The sequence below is a fragment of the Nocardiopsis sp. NPDC055551 genome, from assembly GCF_053619415.1.
Window position 1 is genome coordinate 52,677 of record NZ_JBSHJJ010000015.1, and the last position, 15,277, is coordinate 67,953.

12 protein-coding genes and 1 tRNA gene are annotated in these 15,277 nt (G+C 67.0%); 8 read left to right on the plus strand and 5 right to left on the minus strand.

Features of this window, described 5'->3' with window-relative positions:
- Positions 1 to 63 precede the first annotated feature (63 nt).
- Both ACWGSK_RS24420 and ACWGSK_RS24425 read left to right on the plus strand, forming a co-directional pair.
- Positions 64 to 930, plus strand: coding sequence for a LysR family transcriptional regulator (locus ACWGSK_RS24420; protein ID WP_358510717.1), 867 nt, complete (start codon positions 64 to 66; stop codon positions 928 to 930).
- Positions 927 to 1,829 (plus strand): serine hydrolase, encoded by a 903-nt coding sequence (locus tag ACWGSK_RS24425; protein ID WP_358510714.1) that lies wholly within the window; start codon positions 927 to 929, stop codon positions 1,827 to 1,829. The genes ACWGSK_RS24420 and ACWGSK_RS24425 overlap by 4 nt, the downstream gene beginning before the upstream one ends.
- Before the next feature lie 544 nt (positions 1,830 to 2,373).
- On the opposite strand, the gene ACWGSK_RS24430 is transcribed toward ACWGSK_RS24425, so the two are convergent.
- Both ACWGSK_RS24430 and ACWGSK_RS24435 read right to left on the minus strand, forming a co-directional pair.
- Positions 2,374 to 3,183 (minus strand): transcriptional regulator, encoded by an 810-nt coding sequence (locus tag ACWGSK_RS24430; protein ID WP_358510712.1) that lies wholly within the window; start codon positions 3,181 to 3,183, stop codon positions 2,374 to 2,376.
- Between the two features lie 84 nt (positions 3,184 to 3,267).
- Positions 3,268 to 3,343 (minus strand) — tRNA-Leu (locus ACWGSK_RS24435).
- 159 nt (positions 3,344 to 3,502) lie between these two features.
- Here ACWGSK_RS24435 and ACWGSK_RS24440 point away from each other — a divergent pair.
- The 5 genes from ACWGSK_RS24440 (at position 3,503) to ACWGSK_RS24460 (ending at position 8,723) form a co-directional block, all read left to right on the plus strand.
- Positions 3,503 to 4,072, plus strand: coding sequence for an ANTAR domain-containing response regulator (locus tag ACWGSK_RS24440; protein ID WP_358510827.1), 570 nt, complete (start codon positions 3,503 to 3,505; stop codon positions 4,070 to 4,072).
- Between the two features lie 363 nt (positions 4,073 to 4,435).
- A complete protein-coding gene (locus tag ACWGSK_RS24445) occupies positions 4,436 to 6,004 on the plus strand; it encodes a branched-chain amino acid ABC transporter permease (RefSeq protein ID WP_358510709.1) in 1,569 nt (522 codons plus the stop codon).
- Between the two features lie 11 nt (positions 6,005 to 6,015).
- The gene (locus ACWGSK_RS24450) at positions 6,016 to 7,005 is read left to right on the plus strand and encodes a branched-chain amino acid ABC transporter permease (protein WP_358510706.1); all 990 of its coding nucleotides are present in this window, start codon (positions 6,016 to 6,018) and stop codon (positions 7,003 to 7,005) included.
- Entirely contained in the window at positions 6,995 to 7,873 is an 879-nt protein-coding gene (locus tag ACWGSK_RS24455) for an ABC transporter ATP-binding protein (RefSeq protein ID WP_358510703.1), read from the plus strand. Before ACWGSK_RS24450 ends, ACWGSK_RS24455 begins: the two co-directional genes overlap by 11 nt.
- Positions 7,866 to 8,723, plus strand: coding sequence for an ABC transporter ATP-binding protein (locus ACWGSK_RS24460; protein WP_358510700.1), 858 nt, complete (start codon positions 7,866 to 7,868; stop codon positions 8,721 to 8,723). Before ACWGSK_RS24455 ends, ACWGSK_RS24460 begins: the two co-directional genes overlap by 8 nt.
- A gap of 81 nt (positions 8,724 to 8,804) precedes the next feature.
- Here the strand turns inward: ACWGSK_RS24460 and ACWGSK_RS24465 are convergent, their stop codons facing one another.
- From ACWGSK_RS24465 to ACWGSK_RS24475, 3 genes are all read right to left on the minus strand, one after another.
- Positions 8,805 to 10,037, minus strand: coding sequence for an ABC transporter substrate-binding protein (locus tag ACWGSK_RS24465; RefSeq protein ID WP_358510697.1), 1,233 nt, complete (start codon positions 10,035 to 10,037; stop codon positions 8,805 to 8,807).
- 327 nt (positions 10,038 to 10,364) lie between these two features.
- Positions 10,365 to 11,612 (minus strand): ABC transporter substrate-binding protein, encoded by a 1,248-nt coding sequence (locus tag ACWGSK_RS24470; RefSeq protein ID WP_358510694.1) that lies wholly within the window; start codon positions 11,610 to 11,612, stop codon positions 10,365 to 10,367.
- Between the two features lie 383 nt (positions 11,613 to 11,995).
- Positions 11,996 to 12,424 carry a PaaI family thioesterase gene (locus ACWGSK_RS24475; RefSeq protein WP_358510691.1) on the minus strand — a complete coding sequence of 143 codons (429 nt, stop codon included), beginning with the start codon at positions 12,422 to 12,424 and terminating at the stop codon, positions 11,996 to 11,998.
- Between the two features lie 74 nt (positions 12,425 to 12,498).
- Here ACWGSK_RS24475 and polA point away from each other — a divergent pair, with 74 nt between their 5' ends.
- Complete coding sequence (gene polA / locus ACWGSK_RS24480) at positions 12,499 to 15,261, plus strand: DNA polymerase I (protein ID WP_358510688.1); 2,763 nt, start codon at positions 12,499 to 12,501, stop codon at positions 15,259 to 15,261.
- Positions 15,262 to 15,277 lie beyond the last annotated feature (16 nt).

A 15,277-nucleotide genomic window follows, 5' to 3' on the forward strand; every position in this document is an offset into this window, starting at 1 on the left:
CCCACCCATGCTGTCCAAGACGAAAACGACCAATCCCATGCCAGAAGCGCATAACCTCAGGTCATGGACCTCGTAGGAGCCTGCAACGCCTTCGTCCACGTCAGCGACAGAGGCAGCTTCACCCACGGAGCCGCAGCCGCACACATCCCCCAACCCGTCGCCAGCCGACGCATCGCCGCCCTCGAAAAACACCTCGGCGCACCCCTCCTCGACCGCACCGGACGCCACCCCACCCTCACCCAGTTCGGCCACGCCGTCCTCCCCACCGCCCGACGCCTCGTCGACCTCGCCCACACCCTCGAACACGACGCCGCCACCGCCCGCCTCACCCCACTCCGCATCGCCGTCCCCACCACCTGCACCACCCACGACCTCGCCCACCTCACCGCCCGAGCCCGCCACCACGACCTCAACCTCGACCCCCACCCCGCACCACCCGCACAGCGCACCCACCTCCTCCACACCCACCAGGTCCGCGCCGCCCTCACCGCCGTCGCACCCGACCAGGCCACCTGGACCGCACCCCTGGGCCTGGCCACCCACCACCCGCCCACCGCGCACACCCACTACCTCGAAACCCTCAGGGCCGGACGCGCCCCCACCACCCCACGCCGACGCGTCTGGATCCAACCCGAGGACGACACACCCCACATCCGCGACCCCCTCACCCGTACCGGCCACGCCCTGGGACTCCACCCCACCCAGATCACCGTCGCCACCAGCCTCACCACCGCCACCGCCGAAGTCCTCACCACCCACGACCTCCTCCTCTGCACCCCGCACCAGGCCGAACGACTCGACCTCCACTGGCGTCCCATCGGAGAAATCCACCCCACCCGCGACCACACCGCCACAGGAGAACAAGCCGAAACCCTCCGCACCCACCTGCACGCACACATCGCCCGCTGCCTCGGAGCCACCCACCCGTGATCACCCACCGCCTGCGCGCCGAACTCCACGAAGCCGGACTCCACGGCTCCTTCCTCGTCCGCGACCTCCACACCGGTCACGAGATCGGCATCGAACCCGACACCGAATACGCCACCGCGTCCCTGGTCAAAGTCCCCCTCGCCCTGGCCACCCTCCACCGCATCCACCAAGGCGAACTCGACGGCGCCACCCCCATCCACCTCACCCCCACCCACATCGACGCCGGACCACCCGGCACCGGCCCCTTCGGCATCAGCAAGTTCCGCCACCCCGTCACCATCGCCATCGACGACCTCCTCCACCTCAGCACCTGCCTCAGCGACAACATCGCCGCCGACGCCCTCTTCGACCTCACCCCGCCCACCCACGTCAACCGACTCCTCCACGAGCACCGGATCCAGGGCCTCACCGTCCGCCACGGCATCGGCACCCTCAACGCCACCCCCGCGGAACGGCTGGCCCCCGACGAGACCCACCTCGCCCACACCCTCGCCATCCAGGCCGGCACCGACGGACGCGGCCACCACATCCCCCAACTCGACGTCACCATCGCCAACTCCGGCTCCGCCCGCGCCCACGTCGACCTGCTCCACGCCCTCTGGCGGCCCACCCACATCCACCCCGACGTCGCCCACGGCGTCCGCGCGCTCATGGCCGACAACATGATCCGCCACCGTCTCGCCCCCGACTTCACCAGCGACGCCGCCACCTGGGCGTCCAAGACCGGCACCGTCCTCAACCACCGCCACGAGATCGGCGTCGTCGAACACACCAACGGTGAGGCCTACGCCATCGCGGCCCTCACCGCGTCACAGGTCCCCGCCCGCCACCAACCCGAGGCCGAAGCCCTCATGGGCCGCGTCGCCCGCGCCCTCCGTGACCACCTGCGCTCCACCTGAACGCATCACAAGTCGGGGCGTTCCGGGCGGTTACCGGCGCCGATTCAAAACCCGCATCGCACAGAATCCCTGTTTCCCCCACACGAGGGCCTCCGATCCCATAAGAATGTTGGTGAAGGAACCCCCTCATCTCCTCCTGAGGGTGGCTCCTGGACCGAGCCCACGGGATCCCCTCCCCGAGGCTCGGTCACACGTGGCGCGGAACTCGACCCCATCGCGATTCGCGCCGCCACAGGGCCGTCCCGGCCGGTGCCCCCACCGGGACGGCCCCTTCCGTTGCTCGTGCCGGGACCGACGAAAGTCCTTCGGGATTCTGGTTCTGCTCACATGAGCGCCCTGTATCCGCTAGAAATGGCGGTGAAGGAACCCCCGCCCCTCCTCCTACGGGGGTTTCTGAGTCGGTCGTGCCCGGATATCCCCCTTTCCGGGGTCCGGCCGTGTGTGCCTGACGCGAAGTCCCCACACGCTTCGGGCGCCACTCGCCCTTCGGGGCTCCGGGGCCGTTCCGGTGAGCACGTTTCGTCCACCGGAACGGCCCCGCACATCAGTGCTTGGGCCCCACGAAGGCGTCCAACCTGGCCACGGCCTCCCTCCGGGAGACCGAGACGACGTGCGTGTCCCTGCGCCGTGGTTCGGACGGCTTCCTCACCTGTGCCTTCCAAGCCACATCCAGATGGTCGAGGGTGGTGGTGAGCAGCCCGACGATGTCCGTCGAGACGTTGGTGAATTGGTAGCGGGGGTATTCGTAGGACTTCACCTCGCCGTCCGGACGCTTCTTGCGTATCCGGTTGATGAGCCGGCACCCGTCGGAGTGGATCAACCCGCGAACGAAGGCCTTCGGTTCCGCGTCCACGATCTCCTGCTGCCACCTCTCCAAGAGGATGCGCCGGTCATGCTTCTTACCGGGGCCGTGCTGGGGGAAGACGCACGGCCAGTGCTTCCAATCGCCGTGCACCTCGGTACAGCCCTGGGAGGGAACCCGGGACACCTTGTGGTGGGGGCGGATCGAGGACAGGGCCAGGACACACTCGTCGATGAGCCCCGGCCAGTCGTCGCCGCACATGATGCGGAGCCGCCACACGCCCTTGGTCGGGTCACCTGCCGGGGTGATGCAGCCGTCGCCGAGATAGAGACCCAGGAGATAGGCGTAGGAACGCCCATCGGTGGGCGGTCGGGGGATGGGTTCGCAGCGCGGACAGAGGTCGGTGTCCTCGTACTTGTCCACCAGGGATCGGTCGGTCATCCAAGTACGAAGAGTGGACCGGTTGATCCCGGTGCGCTGAGCGACCTCCGAGTAGGAGATCCCCGAGTCGAGAAGGGAGGTGGCTTGACGCCTGACATGCGGTGAGTACATGCAGTGCATGTTCGCTCACGCTTCGGACATTCTCGGGTCGCGTGGTCCTGGGCAGCAAGAAAGCCACCCGATTGGATGGCTTTTTGGTGTCCTGGGTGGGATTCGAACCCACACTGGATGGTGTTTGAGACCATTGCCTCTGCCGTTGGGCTACCAGGACGGGTTCACTTTGTCAAGTGATTTTCCGGGGCCTTCAATAGTCGGTTAGGCGATGCTCGGTCAACAGTGGTGTCACGATTGACCGGCATTGCCGGGGCCAACGCACAGCATACTAGCGGATCTCTGTAACCTCGTGTACGTGACGAGGACGCAGAGCCGTGTGGTGATCGCGGAAGACGAGGCCCTGATCCGCCTGGATCTCAAGGAGATGCTGGAGGAGGACGGCTATGCCGTCGTGGGTGAGGCCGGTGACGGCGAAGCCGCCATCAGGCTCGCCCGCGAGCTCAAGCCGGATCTGGTGATCACCGACATCAAGATGCCCGTGCTCGACGGCCTCACGGCCGCCGAGCGTATCGCGGGGGAGCGCATCGCCCCCGTGGTGATCCTGACCGCCTTCTCTCAGCGAGAGTTGGTCGAACGGGCCCGGGAGGCCGGGGCCATGGCCTACCTGGTCAAACCCTTCAGCAAGTCGGATCTGGTGCCGGCGATCGAGATGGCGACCTCCCGGTACGCCGAGCTGTCGGCGTTGGAGGCGGAGGTCGGTGACCTCCAGGACCGGTTGGAGACGCGCAAGCTGGTGGAGCAGGCCAAGGGGCTGTTGCAGAGCCGGCACGGCATGAGTGAGCCGGAGGCGTTCCGCTGGATCCAGAAGAACTCGATGGATCGCCGTTTGACCATGCGCAAGGTCGCCGAGACCGTGGTCGAGACCCTCGGTGGACAGCAGGGCTGATCTTTCCCGCTTAGGAGAACTGAACAATCGACGTAAGGGGCCGCGCCCAAGGGGGCGGCCCCTTTGTCGTGTCTGGAATCGGGTCTCAAGTGTGGTCATCCGGTCACTACAGGTAGGACCAAGTGACAGATCGGCTGGGGTGTGGGCGGAAAACCTGGACGCCTGTACAGATTCAACTCGCATCTCATACCGGTTTGATCTCGGTTGCGCACAATGGGGTGACGGTTGTGTCACGTGGCTTTAGCTGTGCTGAATGACCACCATAAACCGGGCTAAACTCGGCGCACCGAACAGCTAAAGGACAGTGGTGCCCGAATGCTCACATCCGGGTGTCACGTGACCTCAGATGCGCAAGGAGCGCGCGTGCGCACACGTCTCGTGACCGTGTTGCTCGCCCTGATCACCGCATTCCTGGTGATCCCCGGGGCGGCGGCGACGGCAGACGAACAGGGCGGTGAGGCGCTGCACGGTCAGATCACTCAGCCCGATGATCGGGATCTCGGTGTGGAAGGCATCGAGATCACGGTCTTCGAGGGTGACGACGAGATCGAAGCGGCGGCGACCGACTCTGATGGAAATTGGGAAGTGGTGTTGCCCGGACCGGGCGACTACCGCGCAGTGGTGGATCAGGAGTCCATCCCCAGCGAGTACGAGGTCCGCGAGACGGTTCTCCTCGTCGGTGGTGAGGCCGAGGTCACGGTCGAGGCCGATGAGCGGCGACCGCTGATCGTCGCCTTGGACGAGGCCGGTACGGCCGCGGAGGAGCCGGAGGAATCGGAGAGCCCCGCGGAGGGTGACGGCGCCGCGGAGGAGGACGAGGAGGCCGCCGCCGACGACGAGGCCCTGGAGGTCGAGGGGGTCAGTGGTGGCTTCGGTGATCGCTTCGCCCAGCTGACCGCGGCCGGTCTTCTCTTCGGCCTGGTCATCGCGGTTTCCGCGATCGGTCTGTCGTTGATCTTCGGGACGACGCAGATCATCAACTTCTCGCACGGTGACATGGTCACCTTCGGTGCGATGATGGCGCTCCTCTTCAGCACCGGCGCGGCCGGGATGGGCAACTCCCTGCTGGCGATCTTCGCCGGTCTGGGCGTGGCGATCCTGTTGGGCGCGTTCATGGAGAACAGGCTCGGCCGGACCCTGTTGATCGTTCTCCAGTGGACGGCGATCTTCGGTGGTATCGCCCTGGCGACCCTGTTGGGTGTGCTCGGTGACGCCTTCGAGTGGCAGGTGCCGCTATGGGCGGCGGCCGCGATCGCGGTGGTCATGGGCGCGGTGCTGGGCGGCACGATGGAGCGCTACCTGTGGCGTCCGTTGCGCAAGCGCAACGTGGCCCTGATCCAGATGTTCATCGTGTCGATCGGTGTGGCGCTGGTGCTGCGGCACGTGCTCCTGGTGCTGTTCGGCGCGAACCGGACGCGGTACGCGGGCTTCCAGGTGCAGGAGTTGGTGCACCTGGGTCCGGTGTCGATGCCGCCTCGCGACCTGGTGATCATCGCCGTGGCCATCGTGATCCTGGTGTTGGTGGCGTGCCTGCTGCAGTTCACCCGTATCGGCAAGGCGATGCGCGCGGTCTCGGACAACCGGGACCTGGCGGAGTCGTCGGGTATCGACGTGGACCGCGTGACGATGTACGTGTGGCTGCTCGGTGGTGGTCTGGCCTCGCTGGGCGGTGTGCTCTTCGGCCTGAACCAGGTCGTGGACTACGAGATGGGCTTCCGTCTGCTGCTGCTGATGTTCGCCGCGGTGATCCTCGGTGGTCTGGGCACGGCCTACGGCGCGATGGTCGGCGGTCTGGCCGTCGGTCTGGTGGCGATGTTGTCCACCCTGTGGTTCCCCGCACAGCTCATGAACGCGTGGGCTCTGGCCCTGATGATCCTCATGCTGCTGATCAGGCCCCAGGGTCTGCTCGGTTCGCGTGAGCGGGTCGGCTAGGAGAGGTAACGATGGATATTCTCATGATCCTCGCCGAGGCCGCTCGATCCGCGGTCGGCCCGGTCGCGGCGATCTACGCGTTGGCCGCCGTGGGGTTGAACCTGCACTTCGGTTACACGGGTCTGCTGAACTTCGGTCAGGTCGGCTTCATGCTGGTGGGCGCCTATGGCGTGGGAATCAGCGTGGCGGTGTTCGACCTGCCGGTGCTGGTCGGTTTCCTCGTCGGCCTGGGTTGTGCGCTGGTGTTGGCGTTGCTGCTCGGTATCCCGACTCTGCGGTTGCGGGCCGACTATCTGGCGATCACGACGATCGCGGCGGCGGAGGTGCTGCGCCTGGTGTATCGGGCGGGGTTCGCCGAGCCGGTGACCAATGGTGTCTACGGCCTGCAGAACCTGTCCTCGGGCTTTCGTGAGGTGAACCCGTTCGACGCGGGTGGGCGTTACGGGGTCGGGGCGATGACGTTCACCGGTAACCAGATGTGGTTGATGACGGTGACGTGGGGCCTGGTCGCGGTGTTCGCCGTGTTCACGTGGATGTTGATCCACAGCCCCTGGGGCCGGGTGATCAAGGGCGTTCGCGAGGACGAGGACGCGGTGCGCAGCCTCGGCAAGAACGTGTTCGCCTACAAGATGCAGGCGTTGGTGCTGGGCGGCCTGATCGGTGCGTTGGCGGGCGCGATGCTCGCGGTGCACCAGGGGGCGATCCAGCCGGACCAGTTCAAGCCGCAGGTGACCTTCTTCCTGTGGGTGATCCTGCTGTTGGGCGGTGCGGGCCGTGTGTTCGGTCCGATCATCGGTTCGATGGCGTTCTGGTTCCTGATGAACTTCACGGACGGGTTCTTGAAGGGCTTGGGCCGTGAGGGGTTGTTGCCCTTCCTGGAGGGGCCCGACTACGGCGCGATCCAGTTGGCCTTCGTGGGGCTGTTGCTGGTGCTGTTGATCGTCTTCCGGCCGCAGGGGCTCATCGGTGACCGCAAGGAGATGCTGATCAATGTCAAGTGATGAGGTGGACACCTCCGCGGCGGTCGAGGTCGACCGGATGGCGGACGCGGTGGCCGAGCCCGGGTCGCCGAAGTCGGACCCGATCCTGGTGGCCGACAGCGTGAAGCGTTCCTTCGGTGGTCTGACCGCGGTGGACGTGAACCACTTGGAGGTGCAGCGGGGGACGATCACTGCGCTGATCGGTCCGAACGGTGCGGGCAAGTCGACGTTCTTCAACCTGTTGACCGGGTTCGACCGGGTGGACAAGGGCCGGTGGACGTTCGAGGGTAAGCCGATCAACGGTCGTCGTGGCCACCAGGTGGCGCGGGCCGGCATGGTGCGGACGTTCCAGTTGACCAAGGCCCTGACCCGCATGACGGTGCTCGACAACATGTTGTTGGGTGCTCAGGGCCAGTTGGGCGAGCGGATGGTCGGCGCGTTCCTGCGGCCGATGTGGCGTTCGCAGGAGAAGGCCAACACCGAGCGCGCCATGGAGTTGTTGGAGCGGTTCAAGCTCGTCGACAAGCGTCAGGACATGGCGGGTTCGTTGTCGGGTGGTCAGCGCAAGCTGTTGGAGATGGCGCGCGCGTTGATGACCGATCCGAGCATGATCATGTTGGACGAGCCGATGGCGGGTGTGAACCCCGCTCTGGTGCAGTCGCTGTTGCAGCACATCACGTCGTTGCGGGACGAGGGCAAGACGGTCCTGTTCGTCGAGCACGACATGGACGTGATCATGGGCATCAGCGACTGGATCGTGGTGTTGGCGCAGGGCGGGGTGATCGCGGAGGGTCGTCCTTCGGACATCCGGTCCGACCAGCAGGTGATCGACGCCTACCTGGGAGCCCAGGAGGTCGAGGGCGAGTCCGGGGAGAGTGGCGATGAGTGAGGAGAACGGCGGGTCGCGCCCTGAGCCGGAGGAGGTTCCGGTGGAGGCCGAGGAGGCCGCCGCGGTCCAGGAACACCGTGAGGAGGTCTTGGAGCACGCCGGTGTGGCCTTGGAGGTGGGTGGTCCGGAGGACTATCTGCTGTTGGCCCAGGACATGGTGGCCGGTTACGTGCCGGGGGTGAACATCCTGAACGGGTGCACCCTGACCCTCTCCGAGGGTGAGGTCGTGGCGATCATCGGTCCGAACGGCGCGGGCAAGTCGACGTTGATCAAGACGATCTTCGGGCTGATCCCGGTACGCGAGGGTTCCTTGACGTTGCGGGGTTCGAGTATCGCGGGTCTGCCGGCGCACGGTCTGGTGGAGCGTGGTGTGGGGTACGTGCCGCAGACGCGGAACGTGTTCCCTTCCCTGACGATCGAGGAGAACCTCCAGATGGGGGCGTTCCTGCGGCCGAAGTCGTTCGCGGAGCGGTTCTCGGTGGTCTCGGACCTGTTCCCGTTGTTGGGGAAGCGGCGCCGGGCCAAGGCGGGTTCGCTGTCGGGCGGTGAGCGTCAGATGGTGGCGATGGGTCGGGCCTTGATGATGGACCCGTCGGTGCTGTTGTTGGACGAGCCGACCGCGGGGTTGTCGCCGATCTACCAGGAGGAGGTCTTCCAGCGGGTCAAGGAGGTCAACTCCACGGGTGTCTCGGTGATCATGGTGGAGCAGAACGCGCGACGTTGTCTGCAGATCTGTGACCGCGGGTACGTGTTGGACCAGGGCCGGAACGCGTACACGGGTACGGGTCGGGACCTGTTGAACGATCCGAACGTGATCGAGTTGTATTTGGGGACGCTCGCCAAGGCGTGAGCGGTGGGTCTTGGGACCCGGGCGAAGAGGGGGTGGGGCCGCGCGGCCCCACCCCCTCCGTCGTGTTCGTGGTGTGCGGGGTCAGCCCTGGAGCGAGTACTCGGTGTAGCCGAGGATCTCGTAGCCGTCGTCTCCGAAGTGGAAGAGTTCGAAGGTGGCGGAGGTGGGGTCGCCGTTGTCGTCGAAGTCGATGTCGCCGCTGGTGCCCTGGTAGTCGATGCTCTCGCCCTGGTCGAGGAGGTCGCGGCATTCCTCGAAGGAGTTGCACTCGGTGCCTTGGGGACGGCTGATCTCGGGCAGGTGTTCGACGTAGACGGTCGGGTCGGGTGACTCGGCGGATTCGGCGGCCAGGGCGATGGCGGTGACGCAGTCGAAGATCTGGGGCGCGAATTGGAAGGCTTCGAGTTCGGGGTCGAACTCGCGCAGTCCTTCGTTGAACTCGGGGTTGTCGGCGCTGGGGGCGACCCCGGTGGTGCCGAGGACGGCCTCGGGCCGATTGTCCGCGACGGTTTCGGCCAGGCCGGGGTCGTTGAGGCCGTCGGTGAGGTAGAAGGTGCTGCGGACCTCGCTTTCGATGAGGGCGGCCATGAGCTGTGTGCCCTCTTCGAAGGAGATGAGGGCGATGGCGTCGGCGTCGGCTCGGAAGACCCCGTCGATGACGGCGCCGAAGTTGGTGCTGTCGGGGTCGTAGGTCTCGCTGACGAGGACGTCGACGCCGAGGGAGTTCAGTTCGTCCTCGACGGCCGTGAGATAGCCGGTGCCGTAGTCGTCGGCGCGGGCGACGATGGCGGCGGAGGTGTGGCCGTCCTCGACGATCTGTTGGGCGAGGACGGGGCCCGCCATGAGGTCGCTGGGGGCGGTGCGGAAGAAGTAGCCGTCGTCGTTGATCTCGGAGAGTTCGGGGGCGGTGTTGGAGCCCGAGCACTGGACGATCTGGGAGCCGGTGATGGTGTCGTAGGTGGCCTGGGTCATGGCGGAGGCGGCGGCGCCGATGACGGCGTTGACGTTGTCGTTGACGAGGGTGTTGGCGGCTTCGTTGGCCTGGGCGTTGTCGCCGGCCTCGTCGGCCTGGACGGGTGGTGGTACCTGTTCGCCGAGGATGCCGCCGGCGTCGTTGATCTGGGATATGGCGTATTCGACGGCGGAGAGCTGGGGCGGGCCGAGGAAGGCCAGGGATCCGGTCTGTGGGTAGAGCAGGCCGTAGGTGAAGGCGCTGTCGTCGGCTTCGGAGGCGTCGGAGCAGGCGCTGAGGGTGAGTACGGCGGCGAGCGCGGTGGCGGTGAGCGCCAGGGCCGGGCGCGTGTCGGTGGTCATCGGGTCGGTCCGTTCGGGGGTCGGGGGGCGGTGTGGGCTCGGCGCGCGTGTGGGTGGGCGCCGGCCCGGCGTGCGTGGGGTCGGCCGTCGTGGGCGGCGGGTGCGAGGACCATCGCGGTGGTCGTGGCGGTCGGGCCGAGTGCTTTGGTTCGTGCCACGGACTCGGTCATTTTGTACGGATATGACGAGGCACGGCGCGCGGGTGGCGGCCGTGCCGGTCGGAGGAATGGCGCCGGGGGTGCGGGGCGCGGGCCCCGCACCCCCGGCGCGGTGTTGCGTGTGCGTCGATGAGTCCGCTACTTCGGGACGTGGCGTCCGGTGTGGGGACTACTCGTCGGTGGAGTACTCCTCGTAGCCCCGGACCTCATGGGTGTCGCCGTCGAAGCCGAAGACCTCGAAGGTGGCGGAGGTGGGGTCACCGTTGTCGTCGAAGTCGATGTTGCCGCTGGTGCCCTGGTAGTCGATGTCCTCGTCCTCGTTGAGCAGGTCGCGGCATTCCTCGAAGGAGTTGCACTCGGTGCCTTCGGGGCGGCTGATCTCGGGCAGGTGTTCGACGTAGACGCTCGGGTCGACGGAGCCGGCGGACTCGGCGGCCAGGGCGATGGCGGTGACGCAGTCGAAGACCTGCGGGGCGAACTGGAACACGTCCAGTTCCGTGTCGAACTCACGGATCCCGTCGTTGAACTCGGGGTTGTCGGCTCCGGGCGCGATGCCGGTGATGCCGTCGACGATGGACGGGTCGTCCTCGTTGACGGTGGTGCCCAGCTCGGGGCTGTTGAGGCCGTCGGTGATGTAGAGCTGGTCGCCCTCGACGCCGCTTTCGAGGAGTTCGGCGATGACCTGGGCGCCCTCTTCGAAGGAGATGAGGGCGACGGCGTCGGGTTCCTCGTTGGCGACGGAGTTGACGACACTGTCGAAGTTGGTGGCGTCGGGGTCGTAGGTCTCGGTGAGCGCGACCTCCGCGCCGAGGGCCTCGAGTTCGTTCTGGACGGCTTCGAGGTAGCCGTTGCCGTAGTCGTCGGCGCGGGCGACGATGGCGACACTGGTCTGGTTGTTGTTGACGATCTCGCGGGCCATGACGGGGCCGGACATCAGGTCGCTGGGCGCGGTACGGAAGAAGTAGCCGCCGTCGTTGATGTCGCTGAGGTCGGGCGCGGTGTTGGAGCCCGAGCACTGGACGATCTCGGCGCCGGTGACGGTGTCGTAGATCGCCTGGGTCATGCCGGACGCGGCGGCGCCGATGACGGCGTTGACGTCGCTGTTGACGAGGCTGTTGGCGGCCTCGTTGGCCTGGGCGCCGTCGGCGGCCTCGTCACCTTCGACGACCTCGGGGACCTCGGTGCCGAGGATGCCGCCGGCGGCGTTGATCTCGGAGACCGCGTACTGGGTCGCGGTGATCTGCGGTGGGCCGAGGAAGGCGAGGGCACCGGTCTGGGGGTAGATGATGCCGTAGGTGAATTCCTCGCCCGCGGAGTCTCCGCCGCTTCCGCCGTCGTCACCGTTGCCACACGCGGTCAGCCCCAGCACTAGGGCCGCGGTCGCGGCAGTGAGTCCTAGGACCTTCTTGCTTGCCATGATCGTGGTCACTCCGTTCAACCGGCGGTGCACGTACTGCGTGGCGCAGCCGTGCCGATGATGCATATGCGTCCTGAAGTCCGCGATGTGTGGCATGACTTAATCAGGAGCGTTAGTGGAGCTTAATCATGGAAGTTCCGTTACGTGAAGCCGGCGGGGACGGTTGCGTCCGACTCGCTTTCATGCCGTTATGAACCTGTGGTCAAGGTGAGGGCCATTGGGTCTGGTTCCTGGACGAATGTGACTGATAAAGGTCGGTCGGCTGCAATCTGTCATGACGGCGGGGCATGGCACGGGCCGACCGTCAACGTGTGACGGCCGGCCCGTGTAGTGCGCCTATGTTCGCCCGTGAAGGTGGGCTTGTCGTTCGGGTCCGGTCCCGCTCAGTTCTGGGGCGCCTCACGGAGCATGCAGGTCAGACGGGAGGTGCACACCTTGCGACCGGCGTCGTCGGTGATGGTGATGTCCCAGGTGGTGAGGGTGCGTCCCAGGTGGACCGGGGTCGCGACACCGGTGACGTGGCCCTCGGTGGCGGAGCGGTGGTGGGTCGCGTTGATCTCGATGCCCACGGCGATGCGTCCGAATCGGCGCGCGTGGATGGTGGAGCCGATGGAGCCGAGGGATTCGGCCAGGACGCAGGAGGCTCCGCCGTGCAGCAGTCCGAAGGGTTGGCGGTTGCCCTCGACGGGCATGCGACCCACGACGCGTTCGGGTGAAGCCTCGGTGACCTCGATGCCCATGGTGTCGCCCAGGCCGCCGGTGAGTGTTCCGGAGTCCAACATTTCCTTGAGTTCCCGGGCCTGCGTGCTCATGGTGGTGCCTTCCGATCCGCTGTTCCCGTGGTGATGGCCACGGAGTGTCCCCAGCGCATCCTAAGATTTCCCTTGTGGTGACCAAGCGAGAGACCCCCGAACAGACAGCCCCGGCCGATGGCGGGCGCCCCCGACTGCTTCTTCTGGACGGCCACTCGATGGCCTTCCGCGCGTTCTTCGCGTTGCCGGTGGAGAACTTCGGTACCAGTACCGGGCAGTCGACCAACGCCGTGTACGGGTTCGCCTCCATGTTGGTGAAGTTGTTGCGTGATGAGGAGCCCACGCATGTGGCGGTGGCGTGGGACCTGTCCGGCCCCACGTTCCGGGACGAGGAGTACGACGGTTACAAGGGCGGCCGTTCGGAGACCCCGCCGGAATTCCCGTCCCAGGTGCCGTTGACCCAGGACCTGATGCGGTTGATCGGCGTGACCAACCTGTCCGCGCCCGGTTTCGAGGCCGACGACGTGATCGCCACGCTCGCCCACCAGGGTGGCGAGGCGGGTATGGAGGTGCTGATCGCCTCCGGTGACCGGGACGCCTTCCAGCTGGTCACCGAGAACTGCACGGTGCTGTACCCGGGCAAGAGCCTGTCGGATCTGCGGCGGATGGATCCGGCGGCGGTGGAGGACAAGTACGGGGTCTCGCCCGAGCGTTATCGGGACTTGGCCGCGTTGGTGGGGGAGAAGGCCGACAACCTGCCCGGTGTGCCCGGGGTGGGGCCCAAGACCGCCGCGAAGTGGATCGCCAGGTTCGGGTCCCTGGAGGCCCTGGTGGAGCGCGCCGACGAGGTCACCGGTAAGGCCGGGCAGAACTTCCGCGACCATCTGGCCGACGTGCTGCGCAACCAGCGTCTCAACAAGCTGGTCACCGACGTGCCACTGGACGCCGAGGTGGGTGCGCTGGGTCTGGGCGAGACGGACCGGGCCGGGGTGGACGCGCTCTTCGACAACCTGGAGTTCGCCTCCAGCCTGCGTGAGCGCCTGTACACGGTGGTGCGCACCGCGGACCAGGGTGAGGGCGAGGGCGTCGACGGCTCCGGTGAGGGTTTCGAGGTGGACGTGACCGTCGCCGGCACCGGCGATGTGGCGGCCTGGCTCACCGAACACGCCTCCATCGACGGTGTGACCACCGAGGCTCCGGCCGGACTGGCCCTGGAAGGTGCCTGGGGGCGGGGGACCGGTCGGGTGGACGCGCTGGCGGTGACCGTCGCCGGCGGTGCCTCCCTTTACCTGGACCCCACTCTGCTGGACGTCGCCGACACCGATGCGCTCGCGGCCTTCCTCGCCGACGCCGATCGTCCCAAGGTGGTGCACGAGTACAAGGGCGCCCTGCTGGCCCTGGGCGCGCACGGGTGGTCCCTGGGCGGCGTGGTGAGCGACACCGCGCTGGCCGCCTACCTGGCCCAGCCCGGGCAGCGCCGGTTCGATCTGGTCGACCTGACCCGCAAGTACCTGGGTCGGGAACTGGAGGAGGACACCGACGGCGATCAGTTGGCCCTGGACCTGGGCTCGGAGGGCGAAGGGGGCGGGCGCGGCCGTGTGCTGTCGGTGCGCGCCGCGGCCACCCGGGACCTGGCGGTCGTGCTCGCCGCGGAGTTGGGCAAGCGTGGTGGGTCGCACCTGCTGCGCGAGGTGGAGCTGCCGCTGGTGGACGTGTTGGCGCGGATGGAGCGGGCCGGGATCGCCGCGGACCGCCCCTATCTGGAGGAGTTGCAGGCGGAGTTCGCCTCGGCGGGACGCGCCGCGGTGGAGCGGGCGCACGAGATCGTGGGCCGTGAGTTCAACCTGGGTTCGCCCAAGCAGTTGCAGCAGGTGCTGTTCGAGGACCTGGAGCTGCCGAAGACGAAGAAGATCAAGACCGGGTACACCACCGACGCCGACGCGCTGGCGTGGCTGGCGGGGCAGACCGTCAACGAGCTGCCGGGGGTGCTGTTGCACCACCGGGACCAGACCAAGCTGCGCACCACGGTCGAGGGTCTGATCAAGACCGTCGCCGACGACGACCGCATCCACACCACGTTCAACCAGATGGTGGCGGCGACCGGGCGGCTCAGCTCCACCGAACCCAACCTGCAGAACATTCCGGTGCGCACGGACGTGGGTCGGCGGATTCGGCGGGCGTTCGTGGTCGGTGCGGGCTACGACGAGCTGTTGACCGCCGACTACAGCCAGATCGAGCTGCGGATCATGGCGCACCTGTCCGGCGAGCAGGCGCTGATCGACGCGTTCAACAGCGGTTACGACTTCCACGCGCAGATGGCGGCGCGGGTGTTCGACATCGCGGTGGAAGAAGTCGACGGCGAGGCGCGTTCCAAGATCAAGGCGATGAGCTACGGGTTGGCCTACGGGTTGAGCGCCTATGGGCTGTCGCAGCAGTTGGGGATCGCTCCGGACGAGGCCAAGCGGCTGATGGAGGACTACTTCGCCAGCTTCGGCGGGGTGCGCGACTACCTGAACGCGGTGGTGGAGCAGGCCCGCAAGGTCGGCTACACCGAGACGATCCTGGGCCGACGCCGCTACCTGCCGGACCTGACCAGCGACAACCGGCAGCGCCGGGAGATGGCCGAGCGGATGGCGTTGAACGCGCCGATCCAGGGTTCGGCGGCCGACATCATCAAGGTCGCGATGTTGCAGGTGGACGCGGCGCTCACCGAGGGCGGACACGACTCCCGTGTCCTGCTGCAGGTGCACGACGAACTCGTGGTGGAGATCGCCCCGGGTGAGCGCGAGGCGGTGGAAAACCTCGTGACGCACGAGATGGGCTCGGCCTATGATCTGCGTGTTCCGCTGGGCGTTTCGGTCGGCAGCGGACAGAACTGGCACGACGCCGCGCACTAGCGCGGAAGATCGAGAG